Here is a 17,363-nt window from a genome sequence, read left to right as displayed (position 1 = left end):
GCTGCCTCCTTGTGCAAAGCATCAGCATAGCAAAAAAACTAGGCCGTGGCACGGCGCAGGGGGCGCTTCAGATATTGCACCATCACCACGCCCAGCAGGGTCACGCCGCCGCCGATCACATCATAGCTGTGCAAGGTTTCCCCGAGGAACAACATGGCGATGAGAACGGTAAACACGGGCAGCAAGTTCATCAGGGTCGTGGCGCGGCTGGGTCCCAGCTTGGCCAGCCCATGCATCCACAAGAACGGCGCGATGACGGAGGCGGGGATGCCCGCAAACAGCACCAGCGGCAAGCCGGCGCCCGTGACGGGCGGCGCGGACTGGCTCAGGTAATACACGAACAGCACGGGCACGGCGCACCACACCTGGATCAGCAGCGAGTGCCAGTTATTCAGGGGAATCTTCCAGCGCTTGAGCAGCACGCCGTAGCCCGCATACGACAGGCAGGCCAGCAGCATCAGGCCATCGCCCACGGCCGCGCCATGGGCGATCAGCGCGGCCGGGTTGCCATGGCTGAGCAAGTAGCCGAGTCCCAGCAGCGACACCAGGCCGCCAAACACGCCGCCCACGGTAGGCGCCTCGCCCAGCAGCAGCACGGACAGGCCCACGGCCAGCAGCGGCATCAACGATGCCAGGATGCCCATGTTGGTGGCCGTCGTCGTCTGCGCGGCGATGTACGCAAGACACTGGTACATGACCATGCCCAACATGCCCAGCACAAACAATTTCCCCAGATACGGCTTCACCACGGCCCGCTGTTTCCACACGGGACGGGCAAATACCAGCGCCAGCAGCACGCCGGCCAGCAGCCAGCGGTAGAACGAGATGGCGGCCGGGTCGATCACGCCCACGGCCATCTTGCTGACGATGGTATTGATGGCCCAGATCAGGACGGCGATCACGGGAAACAGATAATGCCTGGTGTGCATGCGGTACTCCATTATTCAGTGAGCGCCATTTTCGCATGGTCCGATTCCATGGATATAATGCATATCGGACAAACGATGCAAAGAACAGGACAATATGGCCAGCAACCAGCATTTCCCCGCCGTTTCCGACACCCTGCCCTATCCCGTGTACTTTCGCCTCGACGACTATCACGCGCACCAGCAGTTCGATTACCAGAGCCATCCGTGGGGCCAGCTCACGTACTGCTCCACGGGCGTGATGGAAATCATGGTGGCGGGCCAGCGCTACCTGTCGCCGCCCCAGTACGCCGTGTGGATACCGCCCGAGACCTTGCATGACGGCTACATCCGCCAGGACGTGACCTTTCACTCGGCCTACATCGACGCCAGCCTGTGCGCGCAGCTGCCGGCCCGGCCCTGCGCGCTGGTCCTGAGTCCCCTGCTCAAAGCCATACTCGGCGACTTTGCCGGACGGGGCGTCACCACGCCCGCCACCGAAGCCGACCGGCGCCTGGCGCAGGTGCTGGTCGACCAGTTGCAGCTGGCGCCCTGCAGCCGCAACTACCTGCCCGGCAGCGACGAACCCGTCATCGCGGCGCTGCTGGCCGCCCTGCAGGCGGAGCCCGGCAGTAACCGCTCACTGGCCGAGTGGGCCGCGCAACTGCACGTAACGGAGCGCACCCTGGCCCGGCGCTGCCAGCGCGAGCTGGGCATGCCGTTTGGCGAATGGCGCCAGCGCCAGCGTTTCCTGGCCGCCCTGCCCCTGCTGGAACGGGGAGACACCGTGCAGGCGATCGCGCTGGAACTGGGCTACAGCACGGCCTCCGCCTTCATCGCCATGTTCCGCCGCCAGAGCGGCGGCACGCCTGACCAGTTCCGCCGCGGCCTGCGCTGAAAAAGGGGACTAGGGGTAGCCGCCTTGTCATATGGGGATGCTAAAATTCAAACATCTTTCCAGAGAGCAAAAGGATGCGCATGAATGCCAGCACTGAAACGGCCCGTGAAACCTCAGGCAGCGAGGATGCGCCTCCGGTAGCAGAGACGGCCGTGACGGCGCCAGCGCCCATTCGCCTGGACAAGGAAGAGATCCCCACCGTACTCGGCAAGCTGCGCACCCTGGTGCAGGACAAGACGCGTTTCGAGCCGCACGACATCACGCCGCTGGGCGAGGAAGACGTGCTGCAGGATTTCTCTCTGCAAGCCAACTACGCGCTGGAAGCGCGCTTCGAACAGCGCGTCATCAACGGCTATTTTGCGCCAGCGGGCAGCGACTGCCGCTGCGGCTCCCATGAAGTGGGAGCACTCGCTCACGCGCAGGAAAAGGAGCGGCTGCGCCGCGCGGCGGACAAGCTCGACAATGCCTTGCGCCAACCGGGCCAGGCCTACAACGGCGTCGAGGCGGGCGTCTACCTGCCGCACGCCGTCAAGTACTGGCACCTGGACACCTGCGGCACCTGCCACGGGAAAGGCCGCATCGGCTGCCATACCTGCCACGGCGCGACGACGGAGACGTGCTGGAGCTGCCACGGCGGGCGCACCGTCAGCTGCAACGCCTACGGCTGCTACGGCAGCGGCAAGGTGTCGTGCTCGTATTGCAGCGGCAGCGGCACCGTGGCCGAGCAAGTCACCGACTACGTGACAGTGCAAGTGCCCACTACCACCTACAGCAACGGCAGCTCGCACACCAGCTACCACAGTGAAACGCGCACGCAGTACCGCACCGAATACCGCTCTTGCTACCATTGCAGCTACGGCAAGGTCAGCTGCACCACCTGCCACGGTTCCGGCAACGTCAATTGCGGCACCTGCCGCGCCAGCGGCCAGGTCACGTGCCGCACCTGCAGCGGCGCGGGCGACTTGCGCTGCAACCCCTGCGACGGTTCCGGCAAGGTGGGCAAGGCGGCGTGGGTCGATGTGCACGTGGCGCCCGGCTACAGCGTCAGCCTGCCCAAGCAGGCGCCCGACGACGCGCGCCGCATCCGCGACAAGGAGAGCGTGCACTCACTGGCAGCCATCGCCAGCAGCCTGACCCTGGCAAAAGTGAGCATTTACAATGAAGACGAGCCGCAGGAAGTCGACGCCCTGTATGCGGCCAGGCTGCGCATCGTGCGCCTCGATGCAGCGTGCAACGCAGAAAAGCACCACCTGGTGGCGTATGGCACGGACTTTCGCTGGCTGACCCTGGACGACATCGTGGAAAAACTGCTGCGCGGCGACCTCAAGGCGCTCAGCGACGCGCTGGCCGGCAGCGCCGACGACGGCCTGTTCTCGGCCCACGTGCAAGGCTTGCTCACGCCGCTGCGCGACGTGGCCGCGTCGGAACTGAATGCGGACGTGATCGAGTCCGTCCTCAGCGGCGAAGCGGACCATGCGCACGTCGATGTCGTCTCCGCCGACTATGCCAACAATGTGCGCACCTGCGTGCTGGGCGCGCTGCGCCAGGTCTACACGCGACTGGCCAAGCAATTCTGGTGGAAGAGCGCGCTGGCCGCCCTGGCCGCCGCCATCGCCACCTGGTTTTTCGCCGGGCGCGGGGCCGCCGCCGTGGCCGGCCTGCTCGTCACGGGCGCCGGCTACTGGCTGTTCAACCGCAAGGTAAAGGCCGTGCTGAGCGAAGCGCTGGGCGGCGAGCGGCAGGCGCTGCGCGCCATGCAGATCGCCGGCAAGGGCCGCCGCAACCAGCTGGCGCAAGTGCTGATCCTCGCCCCCGCCAGCCTGGCCGTGCTGGCCGCCAGCTATGGCTTGCCCGCGCGCGTGCGCCCGGTTTCCGCGCCGCCGCAGGCCGCCATGGCGTCGGCGCCCGTGGCGCCCCATGCGCCGGCCGACGTGCCGCCGGATGCCAGCACGCCGAAAGCCGTCAAGCTGTATGAAAATGGCGACAAGGTACAGGCGCTGGCCATGCTGGAAAGCCTGGTCGGCAAGGGCGACGCCAGCGCGTATGGCCTGTATGGCTGGATGCTGCTGATGGGCGAAGGCCAGGGCGGCCCCGCCACGGCGCCCACGGCGCAGCAGCGGCAAGCGCGCCAGGTGGCCGCCAAGCCCCTGGTCAACAAGGGCCTCGTGAAGGGCGACAGCTACGCGCTGGCGGCGAAGGGCGTGATGCTGGCCGAAGGCTGGCAGGAGCCGCGCAACATGGCGCGCGGCCTGGACCTGCTGAAACAGGCCGCGAACAAGGGCAATGCGCAAGCCATGCACTTATTGGGCCTGTACAACGTGCGCGGCTACCAGATGCCCGTCAACCACAAGGAAGCGCGCAAATGGTTCACCCTGGCCGCCGACAAGGGCAGCGCGGGCGACATCTACAACCTGGGACTGATGGACTGGGAAGGCGCGGGCTTGCAACGCCCGGACCGCGCCAGCGCCATGCAGCGCTGGAAGATCGCCGCCGCCATGGGCGAGGAGCGCGCGATCAAGGCCGTCGCGCAGGGCAAGCCTTAAGGAGCACCTGAGAAAAAGCCCATGGCGTTGTTGCGTTGCCTGGCCGTACGTTCGTACTGCCTGCGGCAACGCGCCTAGCCCTGAGCATTTTTCAGGCGCTCCAGCAGAGCGGCGGCAAAAGTCGCCGCTTTTTGATGTCTACACCGCCGCCAGCGCCTGCAAGGCCATCGGGTTCGGCGTCGGCTCGCTCACCTTCGTCAGCAGGTTGCGGTCCGTGTGGTGGAACGGTTCGTCCTTGCCGCGGATCAGCATGACCGTGTCCTCGTCGTAGCCCCAGGTGCCGTCGGCGTGGATATCGACCTTGATCCGGTATTCGACGGTGGTAAACGCGTGTTCGAGGAAAGGGTTCGAGCAGATGCCGTAGGCCGTCGAATCGCGCTTGGCCACCAGCTCGAAACTGGTGGCGTCCGCCGTCGTCGTGCCGGACGCCATGGCGATCTGGCCGCGCGGGATGGCCAGGGTCTGGATCACGGCGCCCGTGGCCGGTTCCCACAGCCAGTAGCCCACCTGCTCATGATACGTTTTGACCTGATCCGGCTTGGTGATGTGGATGTAGTAGCGCAAGCCGTAGAACAGTTGCGGGCCGTTGGTGACGGGATCGATCGGCTGCAGTTCGATGCGCTCGACAAACGCCTGCTTGCGCGGGCCGTCGGCTTTCGGCTTGACGTCCAGGCCCCGCGTGCCCGTCCAGATGCCGGCCATGCCGGTCAGGGGACCCAGGTTGTTCAGGGTATGCACGTCGGCGGACGGCTCGGTGTAGATATCGTCGGGAAAATCGCTCATGCGGAAGTCTTCAAAATGGGGCAACAGTGCTTGCCCCTATTGTAAGACCTGGGCTGACGCCGGCAAAGCGCCGGCCGTCAGGGAAACTGCGTAATGTGACGTTCGATGTACGCCAGCGCCGCCAGCGCCAGCGCGGGGCGCTGCGCCTCGAACACGGCTTCGTCGCGCGCCTGCAGCAGGTTGGCGCCGGCATCGGCCAGCTGCAATTCGCCGGCGAGCAGCGCCGCCACCGCTTCCACATTAGCATGCAGCGCGCTGTCGAAGCCTTCCCAGTCCACGTAGGCCAGCCACTCGGCCAGGGTCACCGCGCAGGCGACGGGCGGCGCCAGGGCCGCGATGCGTTCGAGGCGCAGCACGCTGTCGGTGCGGATATCTTCATGCTGCAAGACGGCCAGCGCCACGTGCTGCAGCGCGTCTTCCGGGTCGCGCCCCTGCTTGATCAACAGGCGCTGCGTGAGCGTGTAGCGCTCGGCGTCGATGCCGCGCAAGGCGGCCGCCACCTCGTATGCGTGCAGCGCCAGGTGGCGCGCCGCGCATGCCGCATCCACGCCCGCTTTCGCGGCGACGATATCGGTGAGCTGCTGCCGGCGCGCCGCATCCATGGCTAGACCAGCGGGTCCGGCAAGCCGGTCAGGGTGAAGATTTCAAAGCCCGTTTCCGTCACGGCCAGCGAGTGTTCGAACTGCGCCGACAGCGAGCGGTCTTTCGTCACCGTCGTCCATTTGTCCGGCAAGACCTTGACCTGATAGCTGCCCACGTTGAGCATCGGCTCAATCGTAAAAATCATGCCCGGCTCCAGCACGATGCCCGTGCCCGCGCGGCCGTAGTGCAGCACCTGCGGCGTGTCGTGGAAGACCTGGCCCACGCCGTGGCCGCAGAAATCGCGCACGGAGGAAAAGCCCTGCGCCTTGGCCACCGCCTCGATGGCGGCGCCCACGTCGCCCAGGGTGGCGCCCGGGCGCACCGTGTGGATGCCGGCCATCATGGCGTCGTACGCCGTGTTGACGAGGCGGTTGGCCAGGATGGAGACGGCGCCCACCTTGAAGGTGCGGCTGGTGTCGCCGAACCAGCCCTGGAACTTCGGCGTCACGTCGATGTTGAGGATGTCGCCCACCTTCAGGATCTTGGTCTCGGACGGGATGCCGTGCGTAACCACGTGATTGACGGAGATGCAGCTGGCGTGCTTGTAGCCGTGGTAATCGATGGTGCCGGGGATGGCGCCGGCGGCGCGCATGAATTCTTCGCACAGGGCGTCGAGCTTGGCCGTCGAGACGCCGGGTTTGACGAACGGCGTGATGTAGTCGAGCGTGTCGGCGGCGATGCGGCCGGCCGCGCGCATGCCGATGAAACCTTCTTCGTCGTGCAGGGGGATTTTCTTGCCGTGTTCAAGCTGGGTGGAATAGCGCATGGTTTTCTTTTTGGTTAGTGTGATGTGGCGTGGGCAGCCCAGCCGCGCACGGCATCGTGCGAGGCGCGCAGCATGGCGTCGACGCTGGCCGGTATCGGCCGCTCCTGGGTCAGGTAAGGCTTGACGACGGCCACGGGAGCGTCGATCAGCACGAATTTGAGCAGCATGTGATCGAGGTCCAGCTCCGTGGCAGCGGGCATGGCTTCGGCGCAGCGCACGAAGCAGGCATCGAGCGCCGCCTGCTCCTCTTCCACGGCAGCGGCCAGCTCCTCGCTGAGGCCACCGTTGAAATCGGGACTGTCCGCGCATTGCAGCAGGAAGCGCGCGTACACGGGCTTGCGCCGGCACCAGTCCAGCAAGCCATGCACGCCGGCCCACGTATCGCCGCCCAGCCAGCGGCTGGCCACCTCCTCGCGGAAGTCGCTTTTCACGCGCAGCCAGGCGCGCGCCAGGATGGCGTTGCGCGAATCGAAGCGGTGATACACGGAGCCGATGGGCGCGCCCGCCTTGACGGCGATGGCGGCCATCGACACGGCGGCCACGCCGCACTGGGCGGCGACGGCGATCGCGCTGTCGATAAAGTTGTTTTCGTTGAATTTGGCTAGTCTGACCATTCAAATAGAATACAGATTCTATTTGAATCCGTCAAGCGCCCCGGCATGCTTCCTGGCGTGCGCAACAAGAGCCGACAGAAGAAGCGGCGCTGCCTTACAATGGTATGCACGAACCGCTACAAGGAGAATCCGCTTGCTTACGCCCCCCTTCATCGCCTCCTCCCGCTTCGACGATCCACGCCTGGCTTTGGCCCAAGTGCAAGCCATCTACCGCAGCAGCATCGAACACTTGCGCGATGCGCTGCAGCGCTTTGTCGCCGGCGAAGACATGCACGAACGAGTGCGCGCCTGCTATCCTTTCGTGCGCATCCAGACGGACACCGTGGCGCGCGCCGACTCGCCGCTGGCCTACGGCTTTGTCGCCGGCCCCGGCGTGTTCGAAACCACCCTGACGCGTCCCGACCTGTTTGGCGACTATTATCTCGACCAGTTCACCCTGCTGCTGAAAAACCATAACAGCGGCCAGAAAGTGCACCTGGAAGTGGGCGTGAGCGCCCAGCCCATTCCCGTGCATTTCTCGTTCGCCGAGCATGACCATATCGAAGGCAATATGGATGCGGGCCGCCGCCTGGCCATGCGCGACCTGTTCGACCTGCCCGACCTGTCGGCCATGGACGACGGCATCGCCAACGGCACGCACGAACCGGCGCACGGCGAAGCGCAGCCGCTGTCGCTGTTTACGGGACCGCGCGTGGATTATTCGCTGCAGCGCCTGCGCCACTACAGCGGCACCTCGCCGCAGCACTTCCAGAACTTCGTCCTGTTCACCAATTACCAGTTCTATATCGACGAATTCATCCGCCTGGGCCACGCCATGATGGACCGCGCGCCCGACGCGCAAGCGCCATCGGACGACGACGGCTACGTGGCTTTCGTCGAACCGGGCAACGTCGTCACGCGCAGGGTCGGCCAGACGGTCGAAAGCGAGGATGCGCTGGGCGCCGCGCCGCCGCGCCTGCCCCAGATGCCCGCGTATCACCTGCTGCGCGCGGACGGCAGCGGCATCACCATGGTCAATATCGGCGTGGGCCCCGCCAACGCCAAGACCATCACCGACCATATCGCCGTGCTGCGTCCGCACGCCTGGCTGATGCTGGGTCACTGCGCGGGCTTGCGCACCACGCAAAGCCTGGGCGACTACGTGCTGGCGCATGCGTATGTGCGCGAAGACCATGTGCTCGACGAAGACTTGCCGCTATGGGTGCCGATCCCGCCGCTGGCGGAAATCCAGCAGGCGCTGCAAACGGCCGTGGCGGAAATCACCCAGCTGACGGGGCATGATCTGAAACACATCATGCGCACGGGGACCGTGGCCAGCACGGACAACCGCAACTGGGAGCTGCTGCCGCAGCGCACGCCCGAACGCCGCTTCAGCCAGAGCCGCGCCATCGCGCTGGACATGGAAAGCGCGACGATCGCCGCCAACGGTTTCCGCTTCCGCGTCCCCTACGGCACCCTGCTGTGCGTGAGCGACAAGCCCCTGCACGGCGAAATCAAGCTGCCCGGCATGGCCAACCACTTTTACCGCGAACGGGTCGACCAGCATCTGCGCATCGGCATCCGCGCCGTGGAACTGCTGCGCCGCCAGGGCGTGGACCGACTGCACAGCCGGAAATTGCGCAGCTTTGCCGAGGTAGCGTTCCAGTAGCACCCCTCATGCGCCACGCCAGCCGCCCTTGCCGGGCGGCTTTTTTTTGCCAGAAGCCCCGCACCGGCAACGCCGTTCGCGCCACCGTATCGGGCGTCCGCGTCGTCACAAAAAAACAACAGCTGTCTAGACAGGCGCCTCGCCAACACCAAACTTTCAACGACATTTTTTCCAATTGGCAAATTTAATTTATTTAACAATTGGAATTTAACACTTTCCTGCTTATCGCAAATAAAATTCATCCGCTTTCATTCTGGGCGCTGCCATGCGCAGGCACAAATCCCCGGCAGTTCTTGACAGGAAAGATCAAAAAATGGTCTGATGAATTGCAAATTTAATCTATTAAATTTGTAAACATGGTAATTTTGAAAATAATTTCAAATAGCTAAATAAAACCCTAAGGAAACTAAAGTTTCCTAGTTGGAGGACAGACAATGATTGAAAAGAAATTAAGCAAATCCTTGCGCATGATGTTCGCAGGCACCTTGATGATGGGCGCCGGTTTCATGCACCAGGCAGCCCAGGCACAGGAAGCCAAGGCTGGCGAGGAGAAGCTGCAACGCGTGGTCGTGACCGGCTCCGCCATCAAGCGCGTGGATGCCGAGACCGCCGCGCCAGTGGAAATCTATAGCAAGAAAGACATCGAGCGCACGGGCGCCACCAGCGTCGCGGAACTGGTGCGCAACCTGGCCTCCATCGACATCAACGACCAGGGCGAACTGAGCGCCAGCTCCCCATCGGGTTCCGGCACCACCAACATCAAGATGCGCGGCTTGAGCGAACGCAACGTGCTGATCCTGTTGAACGGCCGCCGCCTGCCGACCAATGCGCTGGCTGACGGTTCGGGCGCGGGTGCCGCAGTCGACGTCAACGCCATCCCGCTGAGCGCGCTGGAACGCATTGAAATCCTGAAGGACGGCGGTTCGGCCATTTACGGCGCCGATGCGGTGGCCGGCGTGATGAACTTCATCACCAAAAAGAACTACCAGGGCCTGGAAGCGAAAACCAGCTACGGCCAGAGCTCGCGTTCGGACGCCAAGGAAAAGACCGCCAACCTCGTGTACGGTTTTGGCGACTATGACACCCAGGGCTTCAACGTGCTGGCCACGGTCGACGTGTTCAAGCGCGATCCCATCTACCGCAAGGACCGCGACCTGACCAGTTCGGCCGACTTCCGCCGCTTTGGCGGCCCCGATGGCCGCAGCGGCTACCATCCTAGCGGCAATATCGCCGGCGGCGGCACCCTGGTGCCATGCCCACCGGGCGATCTGAGCGCCGGCTCCTGCCGTTTCGACGTCAACAAGACCTTGCTGACCTCGACCAACGGTGCCGACCGCACCAGCGGCATGCTGATCGGCAGCCTGAAGATCAGCGACAGCATCCGCGCGTTTGCGGAATTTACGTATTCCGAAAGCAAGGATGACTTCGAGTCCCAGGCCGCACCGGGCAACTTCCAAGTCAACGGCAAGACTGTTGCCGGCCGCTTCATGCAAATGGGTCCGCGCAAGACCAACCGCAAGGGCACGATGACCCAGTTCTCGACGGGCCTGGAAGGCACGACGCGCGGCATCGACTGGGATGTGGCCATCGGCAAGGGCGTGAGCAAGGCCACCAACCGCGATTCGAACTACGCGCACTACGAGCTGTTCAACGAAGCAATCGCCAATGGCTCGATCGACCCGACCCGCACCGACAACTCGCAGGCAGCCGTCGACAAGATCCGTCTGACGCCTACGCGCGCCGGCAAATCGGAACTGACCTTCTTCAATGCCAAGGCTTCCGCGCCGATCATGGATCTGGCAGGCGGCGCGATGGCTTACGCCGTCGGCGTGTCGTACAACAAGGAAACGCTGAGCGACCAGCCCGACCAGAACCAGATCGATGGCGTGGTCTTCGGCAGCATCCAGCAGGCTGCCGTCAAGGCAGACCGCAATTCCAAGGGCATCTTCGGCGAACTGTCGATTCCATTCCTGAAAGACGTCGAAGCACAAGTGGCCCTGCGCTATGACGACATCTCGAATGTCGGCAGCAAGACCAGCCCGAAACTGGCCTTGCGCTACCAGCCTCTGAACAACCTGATGTTCCGCGGCTCGTATGCGGGCAGCTACCTGGCGCCATCGCTGAAACAGATGTTCGGCGGCGTCGATGCGGGCGCCTACACGACGAACGACAAGCAAGTCTGCGATGCCTTCCCTTCGATCGCGGGTAACTGCACCAACTTCTCCTACTACCAGGTCTCTGGCTCCAACAAGGACTTGAAACCGGAAACGGGCAAGACCTACAACTTGGGCATGGTGTTCTCGCCAGTGAACTCGCTGACGGTCAGCATCGATTACTTCAAGATCGACAAGAAAAACGAAATCGGCACCCTGTCGGAACTGAAGGCCATCGAGCGCGGCAACGTCGAAATCAAGAATGGCGACGCCCGCATCCTGCTGAACAACCAGAACCTGGCCACCACCGAAGTGCGCGGTTTCGATACGGACCTGCGCTACACGTCGCCGCAAACCATGTTCGGCAAGTTCACGATCCGCAATGCGTCCACCATCTACACCCGCATGGAAACGCAGGATACGGAAACCGATCCGGTGCAAAGCACGCTCAAGACGTTCATGAATCCGAAGTACCGCAACACGTTCACGGCCAGCCTGGAAAAAGACAATATGTCCGGCTCCCTGGTTGTCCGCACGACGGGCGACATGATCGACTCGGACTTGCGCCGCGACGAAATCAAGCCTGGCACCCGCACCATTCCTTCGCACACCGAAGTGGATCTGACGGGCCAGTACGTAGCGATGAAAAATCTGACCTTCACGGCCGGCATCAAGAACCTGTTCGACAGAATGCCGCCGTTTAGCATCATGGGCGCGGGCAACCAGTACGGCACCCTGGGCTTTGCCCAGCTGTACAACGTGCGCGGCCGCTACTTCTACATCGGCGCAGGCTACAAGTTCATGTAATCTCACGCAATTGCCGGCAGCCTGAAACGGGCTGCCGGCACTGCCCTCGAAAGCCGCATTCTTATGCGGCTTTTTTCATGTCCGGCAGGCGAAAAAAAAGCCGCTGCAGGCAGCGGCTTTCGGGCATGTCCGACGCCTACAGGAAGCGGTCGAGTATCTTGCGCGTCGTCTTGTCGATATTGAACATGTCGCGGATCAGGAAGTGAATGCCGTGGTTGTCGGCGATCAGCAGGGACGCGGCGCCAATGCGGCGGATGTCTTCCTCGCCCTTGAGCACGAACTGCGTCTCGCCCCGGTCCGTGTCGACATGCCAGGTGCATGGCGTGGCGAAGCTGGAAACGCTTTTCACGCGCGCGATTTCGGGCATGAATTCGCGTCCTTCCAGCTCTTCCTGCAGCAGGCTGCGCGCCGGCTCCGGCAAGGCGTCGACGTGGTCGATCCACGCCACTTCCTTGCCATTGCCCAGCACCAGCGAAATGCCTTCGTCAGGCGACTGGATGGGAAAGGCGCGCACGGGCGCCACGCCTTCAAAGACCTGGCCGTCCGCGTCCGTCATCACCAGCTTGCCGAAGGTATCGCGGTGTAATGTAAAAGTTGTACTGGCCATGCTTATTCCTTGTCATCCAGGGCGAGTTCGTTGTTGCGCGCCTGTGCTTCGTAGAGGCGGAAATAGGCGCCCTCTTTCGCCATCAGTTCATCGTGGCTGCCCACTTCGACGACCTGGCCACGGTCCAGCACCACCAGGCGGTCGGCCCGGTGCAGGGTCGACAGGCGGTGCGCGATGGCGATCGTCGTGCGGCCCTGCACCAGGTTGTCCAGCGCCTTCTGGATTTCCTTCTCCGTTTCCGAGTCCACCGACGATGTCGCTTCATCCATGATCAGAATGCGCGGATCGATCAGCAGCGCGCGGGCGATCGAGATGCGCTGGCGTTCGCCGCCGGACAAGCCCTGGCCCCGTTCGCCCACCATCGAGTCGTAGCCTTGCGGCAGGCGCAGGATGAATTCATGCGCATGCGCGGCGCGCGCGGCGGCGATGATGTCCTGGCGCGTCGCGTTCGGTTTGCCGTAGGCGATATTTTCCGCGATGGTGCCGAAGAACAGGAACGGCTCCTGCAGCACCAGGCCGATGTTGCGGCGGTAGTCGGAGACGGCAAACGAGCGGATGTCCACGCCGTCGAGCAAAATGGCGCCTTCCGACACGTCGTAGAAACGGCAGATCAGGTTGACCAGCGTGCTCTTGCCCGAACCGCTGTGGCCCACCAGGCCGATCATCTCGCCCGCCTTGATGTTCAGGGTGATGCCGCGGTTGACGGCCCGGTTGCCGTAGCGGAAGCCGACTTCGCGCAGGTCGATGCGTCCTTCGATTTTGTCCAGCTTGACCGGTTGCGCCGGTTCCGGCACGCTCGACACGTGATCGAGGATGTCGAAGATGCGCTTGGCGGCGGACGCCGATTTCTGCGTCACGGAGACGATGCGGCTCATCGAGTCGAGGCGGCCATAGAAGCGCGTGCTGTAGGCGATGAAGGCGGTCAGCACGCCGACGGTGATTTCGCCGCGCGACAGCTGCCAGATGCCGAAGCACCAGATGACCAGCAAGCCCATCTCCGTCAGGAACGAGACGGTGGGCGAGAACAGCGACCAGACTTTATTGAGCTTGTCGTTGACGGCCAGGTTGTGCGCGTTGGCGTCGCGGAAGCGGGCCGCTTCGCGTTTTTCCTGCGCAAACGCTTTTACCACGCGGATGCCGGGGATGGTATCGGCCAGCACGTTGGTCACTTCGCTCCACACGCGGTCGATCTTTTCAAAGCCCGTGCGCAAACGGTCGCGCACCAGATGGATCATCCAGGCGATGAAGGGCAATGGCGCCAGGGTCATGATGGCCAGCCACGGGTTCATCGACCACAGGATGACGCCCGTCATGATGATCATCAGCACGTCGGATGCGAAATCGAGCAAATGCAGCGAAAGGAAGACGCAGATGCGGTCGCTGCCGCTGCCGATGCGCGCCATCAGGTCGCCCGTGCGCTTGCCGCCAAAGAATTCCAGCGACAGTTTCATCAGGTGCTCATACGTGGCCGAGCGCAGGTCGGCGCCCATGCGCTCGGACACGAGTGCCAGCACATAGGTCTTGCCCCAGCCCAGCAGCCAGGCCAGCAGGGCCGACCCCAGCAAGCCGCTCATGTAGTACACCACCAGCCATGGGTCGATATGCTTGCCGTTCTGATACGGGATCAGCACATTGTCCATCAGCGGCGCCGTCAGGTACGGGGGAATCATGTGCGCGGCAGTGCTCAGCAGCATCAGCAGGAAGCCCAGGGCCAGCTGGCCGCGGTAGGGGTGGGCGAAGCGCCACAGGCGGAACAGGGTCCAGGTCGATGGCGGCGTGTGCAGCACCTTGGCGCAGATCGGGCATTCTTCCTGCTCCGGCTCCAGCGGGGCCTTGCAGCTGGGACAGACTTCCTGCTCCGCTTCCAGCACGGGTTGGCCCGTCAGGTGGCTGTCGAGACGCTCGACGAATTGCTCGAGCACGCGGATCGCGTGCAGATTCTGGCCCAAGGTAAAACGCCACGAGGCCAGGCGGCCGTGGTCGTCGAACAGTTCCAGGTGGCCCACGCCCGCGTGGTCGTGGTGCGTGAGGCGCAATCCAGGGCGGAAAGACCAGCTTTTCCAGGCCGTATCGCCCGGGGAACGGGCCAGCAAACGCTTCTCGGTGACAACTATTATGCCTTTTGTGAAACGTAATCGCGCATCGAGGTCAACCTCAACGCTACTTAAAACGTTCTCCCCTGGAGAAAGGTTGCTCTCCACCTCCGCCAGCCAGTGTTCCGGCAGCGAGGTGAGGGGAATAGTTGTTGCAGGAACACTCAGTTCAGTTGTCATCGTAAAGCATACTCCGGCTCGAGGCCAAGCCCTTCAGGGCGGGATTTGGGGGATGGGGCAGACGCCCGATCAATGTTTGTGGACTGCGCGATGCGAGGTAGATGCACCAGTGGCAATTTCCTGTATTGTATCGAATGGATGCCTGCCGGTAAGGAATGATGGCCAAACGGCGCAAAAAATAAGCGTCCGTCGCAGCAAGTGCCAGGCAGGCGCGGCGCTTTTGCAACGGGGCGCCGGTACATGGGCAAGTATACAACAGCTCGCTGTTGCACAAATGCTCCAGCTTTAAGCAGAGTCGGTATCTTTATAACAAGTAAGGCAACAATTAGTAACAATTAGAATGACAACACCAGCAGAATACGAGAAGCAAACGCGACAAGAGACCGCTAAAAGTGGCACACTGCGCATACCCGGGATAAAGAACCAAGCACGAGCCTGAAAAGACTCTGTAGAGCCAACATAAAGTATCTGGCGCCCAGACGCCTGGCTTGTTATCAAGAAACCACTTACATGATCAAGAAGAAGAACATCGAATTTGCCCGCGTCACCCACTTGCGCGGCCCCAACATCTGGACTTACCGCCCGGTGATTGAAGCCTGGGTCGACATCGGCGAACTGGAAGATTACCCATCGAACACCCTGCCCGGCCTGTATGAGCGCCTGGTGGCGTGGCTGCCCGGCATGATCGAGCACCGCTGCGGCGTAGGCGAACGGGGCGGCTTTTTCGAGCGCCTGCGCGAAGGCACGTGGTCGGCCCACATCCTCGAGCACGTGGTGCTGGAACTGCAAAACCTGGCAGGCATGCGCACGGGCTTCGGCCAGACGCGTTCGACCAGCCAGCGCGGCGTCTACAAGATGGCCTTCCGCACGCGGGAAGAACAGGTCGGCCGCGCCGCCCTGGCTGCCGCGCGCGAACTGCTGATGGCCGCCATCAACGATGAAGCCTACGACCTGGAAGCGGCCCTGGCGCCCCTGCGCGACATGGTCGACGCGCGCTGCCTGGGCCCGAGCACGGCCAGCATCGTCGATGCCGCCACCGAGCGCCGCATCCCTTCCCTGCGCCTGAACGACGGCAACCTGGTGCAACTGGGCCACGGCGCCGCACAGCGCCGCATCTGGACGGCCGAAACGGACCGCACCAGCGCGATTGCCGAAGGCATCGCCAGCGACAAGGACCTGACCAAGTTCCTGCTCAAATCGTGCGGCGTGCGCGTCCCCGAGGGCAGCCTGGTGCGCAGCGCCGAAGCGGCCTGGGAAGAAGCGCAGGACATCGGCGTGCCCGTCGTCGTCAAGCCGTATGACGGCAACCATGGCCGCGGCGTGTCGCTGAACCTGATGACGGAAAGCGACGTCAAGGCAGCCTACGAACTGGCCGCGCGCAAGGGCGACAGCTCGGCCGTGCTGGTGGAAAGCTTCATCACGGGCGACGAGCACCGCCTGCTCGTGGTCGGCAACAAGCTGATCGCGGCCGCCAAGGGCGAATCGCTGTGGGTCGACGGCGACGGCGTCTCCACCGTGCTGGAACTGGTCAACACGCAGATCAATACGGACCCGCGCCGCGGCGAAGGCGAAGATTTCCCGCTGGGCACCGTCAAGCCGCATGAATCGGGCGAGATCGTGCTCGAACTGCAGCGCCAGGGCATGACCGCCCTGTCCGTGCCGCAGGCGGGCCAGAAAGTGCTGATCCAGCCGAACGGCAACGTGGCCATCGACGTCACGGACGACGTGCATCCATCCGTCGTGCATGCGGCCCTGCTGGCTGCCAGGGTCGTTGGCCTCGATATCGCCGGCATCGACCTGGTGACGAAGGATATTACCCGTCCGCTGGAAGAGCAGCGCGGCGCCATCATCGAAGTCAATGCCAGCCCCGGCCTGCTGGCGCACATCAAGCCGGGCGTGGGCCAGCCCCGCCCTGTCGGTGCCGCCATCGTCGACCACCTGTTCGCGCCCGAGGAAACGGGCCGCATTCCGCTGATCGGCGTGACGGGCACGCGCGGCGCCAGCCTGATCGTGCGCATGCTGTGCAAGCTGCTCAACCTGTCGGGCCTGCACACGGGCGCCGTCTGCAGCGAAGGCATGTACCTGGACCAGCGCCGCGTCGTCAGCAGCGACTGCGTGAACTGGGATGCGGGCCAGCGCCTGCTGCTCAACCGCACCGTGCAGACGGCCCTGTTCGAGAGCAATCCGCGCATGATCCTGGCCGAAGGCCTGGCCTATGACAAATGCCAGATCGGCGTCGTCACGGACATGGGCAGCCTCGATAGCGTCAAGGATTTCGACGTGCTGGACGAAGCGGGCCTGTACAAGGCCGTGCGCAGCCAGGTCGACGTGGTGGTGCCGACGGGCGTGGCCGTGCTGAACGCCGCCAACGCGCACGTGCTGGAACTGGCCGAGCTGTGCGACGGCAGCGTGACGCTGTACGCGCAGGATGGCAGCCTGGCCGCCATCGCGGAACAGCTGTCGAAAGGCCAGCGCGCCGTATTCGTGCGCGGCAACCACATCGTGCTGGCCGAAGGCGGCATCGAAACGGTCCTGCTGTGCCTGGACCTGCTGAAACCGGCCACGGCCGGCAATGTCGACAGCGTGCTGGCCGTGGCGGCCGCCGCCTGGGCCCTGAACCTGCCCGTCGATCTGATTTGCGCCGGCCTGCGCACCTTCGACGCAGCCCCCGGCTGCATCGGGAACTGAAAACCAGAGACGTCAAACCAGACCTACTGCGCGTCG

12 protein-coding genes are annotated in these 17,363 nt (G+C 63.7%); 5 read left to right on the top strand and 7 right to left on the bottom strand.

Translation table 11 applies throughout. The features are described from left to right. Positions 1-38 precede the first annotated feature (38 nt). Complete coding sequence (locus tag VPH41_RS05580; protein ID WP_328569234.1) at positions 39-929, bottom strand: DMT family transporter; 891 nt, start codon at positions 927-929, stop codon at positions 39-41. A 94-nt stretch (positions 930-1,023) separates the two neighbouring features. Here VPH41_RS05580 and VPH41_RS05575 point away from each other — a divergent pair, with 94 nt between their 5' ends. Next, the gene (locus VPH41_RS05575; protein ID WP_328569233.1) at positions 1,024-1,803 is read left to right on the top strand and encodes an AraC family transcriptional regulator; all 780 of its coding nucleotides are present in this window, start codon (positions 1,024-1,026) and stop codon (positions 1,801-1,803) included. An 80-nt stretch (positions 1,804-1,883) separates the two neighbouring features. Next, on the top strand, positions 1,884-4,346 hold the full coding sequence (locus VPH41_RS05570; protein ID WP_328569232.1) for a hypothetical protein: 2,463 nt from the start codon (positions 1,884-1,886) through the stop codon (positions 4,344-4,346). A gap of 138 nt (positions 4,347-4,484) precedes the next feature. On the opposite strand, the gene VPH41_RS05565 is transcribed toward VPH41_RS05570, so the two are convergent. The 4 genes from VPH41_RS05565 to VPH41_RS05550 form a co-directional block, all read right to left on the bottom strand. Then, positions 4,485-5,129 (bottom strand): FABP family protein, encoded by a 645-nt coding sequence (locus tag VPH41_RS05565; RefSeq protein ID WP_328569231.1) that lies wholly within the window; start codon positions 5,127-5,129, stop codon positions 4,485-4,487. Between the two features lie 77 nt (positions 5,130-5,206). Next, on the bottom strand, positions 5,207-5,731 hold the full coding sequence (locus tag VPH41_RS05560; protein ID WP_328569230.1) for a hypothetical protein: 525 nt from the start codon (positions 5,729-5,731) through the stop codon (positions 5,207-5,209). Positions 5,732-5,733: 2 nt separating this feature from the next. Beyond that, positions 5,734-6,537 (bottom strand): type I methionyl aminopeptidase, encoded by an 804-nt coding sequence (gene map / locus VPH41_RS05555; protein WP_152281248.1) that lies wholly within the window; start codon positions 6,535-6,537, stop codon positions 5,734-5,736. A gap of 14 nt (positions 6,538-6,551) precedes the next feature. Continuing rightward, on the bottom strand, positions 6,552-7,151 hold the full coding sequence (locus VPH41_RS05550) for a TetR/AcrR family transcriptional regulator (RefSeq protein ID WP_328569229.1): 600 nt from the start codon (positions 7,149-7,151) through the stop codon (positions 6,552-6,554). A 133-nt stretch (positions 7,152-7,284) separates the two neighbouring features. On the opposite strand from VPH41_RS05550, the gene VPH41_RS05545 reads away from it, so the two are divergent. Beyond that, entirely contained in the window at positions 7,285-8,799 is a 1,515-nt protein-coding gene (locus tag VPH41_RS05545; RefSeq protein ID WP_328569228.1) for an AMP nucleosidase, read from the top strand. 467 nt (positions 8,800-9,266) lie between these two features. Beyond that, complete coding sequence (locus VPH41_RS05540) at positions 9,267-11,759, top strand: TonB-dependent receptor (protein ID WP_328569227.1); 2,493 nt, start codon at positions 9,267-9,269, stop codon at positions 11,757-11,759. 136 nt (positions 11,760-11,895) lie between these two features. On the opposite strand, the gene VPH41_RS05535 is transcribed toward VPH41_RS05540, so the two are convergent. Together VPH41_RS05535 and VPH41_RS05530 are read right to left on the bottom strand one after the other, a co-directional pair. Further along, the gene (locus VPH41_RS05535) at positions 11,896-12,366 is read right to left on the bottom strand and encodes a cyanophycin metabolism-associated DUF1854 family protein (protein WP_287778995.1); all 471 of its coding nucleotides are present in this window, start codon (positions 12,364-12,366) and stop codon (positions 11,896-11,898) included. Between the two features lie 2 nt (positions 12,367-12,368). Further along, a complete protein-coding gene (locus tag VPH41_RS05530) occupies positions 12,369-14,639 on the bottom strand; it encodes a cyanophycin metabolism-associated ABC transporter (protein WP_328569226.1) in 2,271 nt (756 codons plus the stop codon). A gap of 510 nt (positions 14,640-15,149) precedes the next feature. On the opposite strand from VPH41_RS05530, the gene VPH41_RS05525 reads away from it, so the two are divergent. Next, positions 15,150-17,327 carry a cyanophycin synthetase gene (locus VPH41_RS05525; protein WP_328569225.1) on the top strand — a complete coding sequence of 726 codons (2,178 nt, stop codon included), beginning with the start codon at positions 15,150-15,152 and terminating at the stop codon, positions 17,325-17,327. The last annotated feature ends 36 nt before the right edge of the window (positions 17,328-17,363 follow it).

Source organism: Janthinobacterium sp. P210006, from assembly GCF_036231885.1.
GTDB lineage: Bacteria > Pseudomonadota > Gammaproteobacteria > Burkholderiales > Burkholderiaceae_D > Janthinobacterium > Janthinobacterium violaceinigrum.
Note: the sequence above shows the minus strand (reverse complement) of the source record. Positions and strands in the feature narration are given on the sequence as shown.

What these genes read in the sequence shown, in the direction of transcription:
- VPH41_RS05580 (WP_328569234.1), bottom strand. Translation starts at nt 929, where the DNA reads ATGCACACCAGGCATTATCTGTTTCCCGTGATCGCCGTCCTGATCTGG.
- VPH41_RS05575 (WP_328569233.1), top strand. Translation starts at nt 1,024, where the DNA reads ATGGCCAGCAACCAGCATTTCCCCGCCGTTTCCGACACCCTGCCCTAT.
- VPH41_RS05570 (WP_328569232.1), top strand. Translation starts at nt 1,884, where the DNA reads ATGAATGCCAGCACTGAAACGGCCCGTGAAACCTCAGGCAGCGAGGAT.
- VPH41_RS05565 (WP_328569231.1), bottom strand. Translation starts at nt 5,129, where the DNA reads ATGAGCGATTTTCCCGACGATATCTACACCGAGCCGTCCGCCGACGTG.
- VPH41_RS05560 (WP_328569230.1), bottom strand. Translation starts at nt 5,731, where the DNA reads ATGGATGCGGCGCGCCGGCAGCAGCTCACCGATATCGTCGCCGCGAAA.
- map (WP_152281248.1), bottom strand. Translation starts at nt 6,537, where the DNA reads ATGCGCTATTCCACCCAGCTTGAACACGGCAAGAAAATCCCCCTGCAC.
- VPH41_RS05550 (WP_328569229.1), bottom strand. Translation starts at nt 7,151, where the DNA reads ATGGTCAGACTAGCCAAATTCAACGAAAACAACTTTATCGACAGCGCG.
- VPH41_RS05540 (WP_328569227.1), top strand. Translation starts at nt 9,267, where the DNA reads ATGATGTTCGCAGGCACCTTGATGATGGGCGCCGGTTTCATGCACCAG.
- VPH41_RS05535 (WP_287778995.1), bottom strand. Translation starts at nt 12,366, where the DNA reads ATGGCCAGTACAACTTTTACATTACACCGCGATACCTTCGGCAAGCTG.
- VPH41_RS05530 (WP_328569226.1), bottom strand. Translation starts at nt 14,639, where the DNA reads ATGACAACTGAACTGAGTGTTCCTGCAACAACTATTCCCCTCACCTCG.
- VPH41_RS05525 (WP_328569225.1), top strand. Translation starts at nt 15,150, where the DNA reads ATGATCAAGAAGAAGAACATCGAATTTGCCCGCGTCACCCACTTGCGC.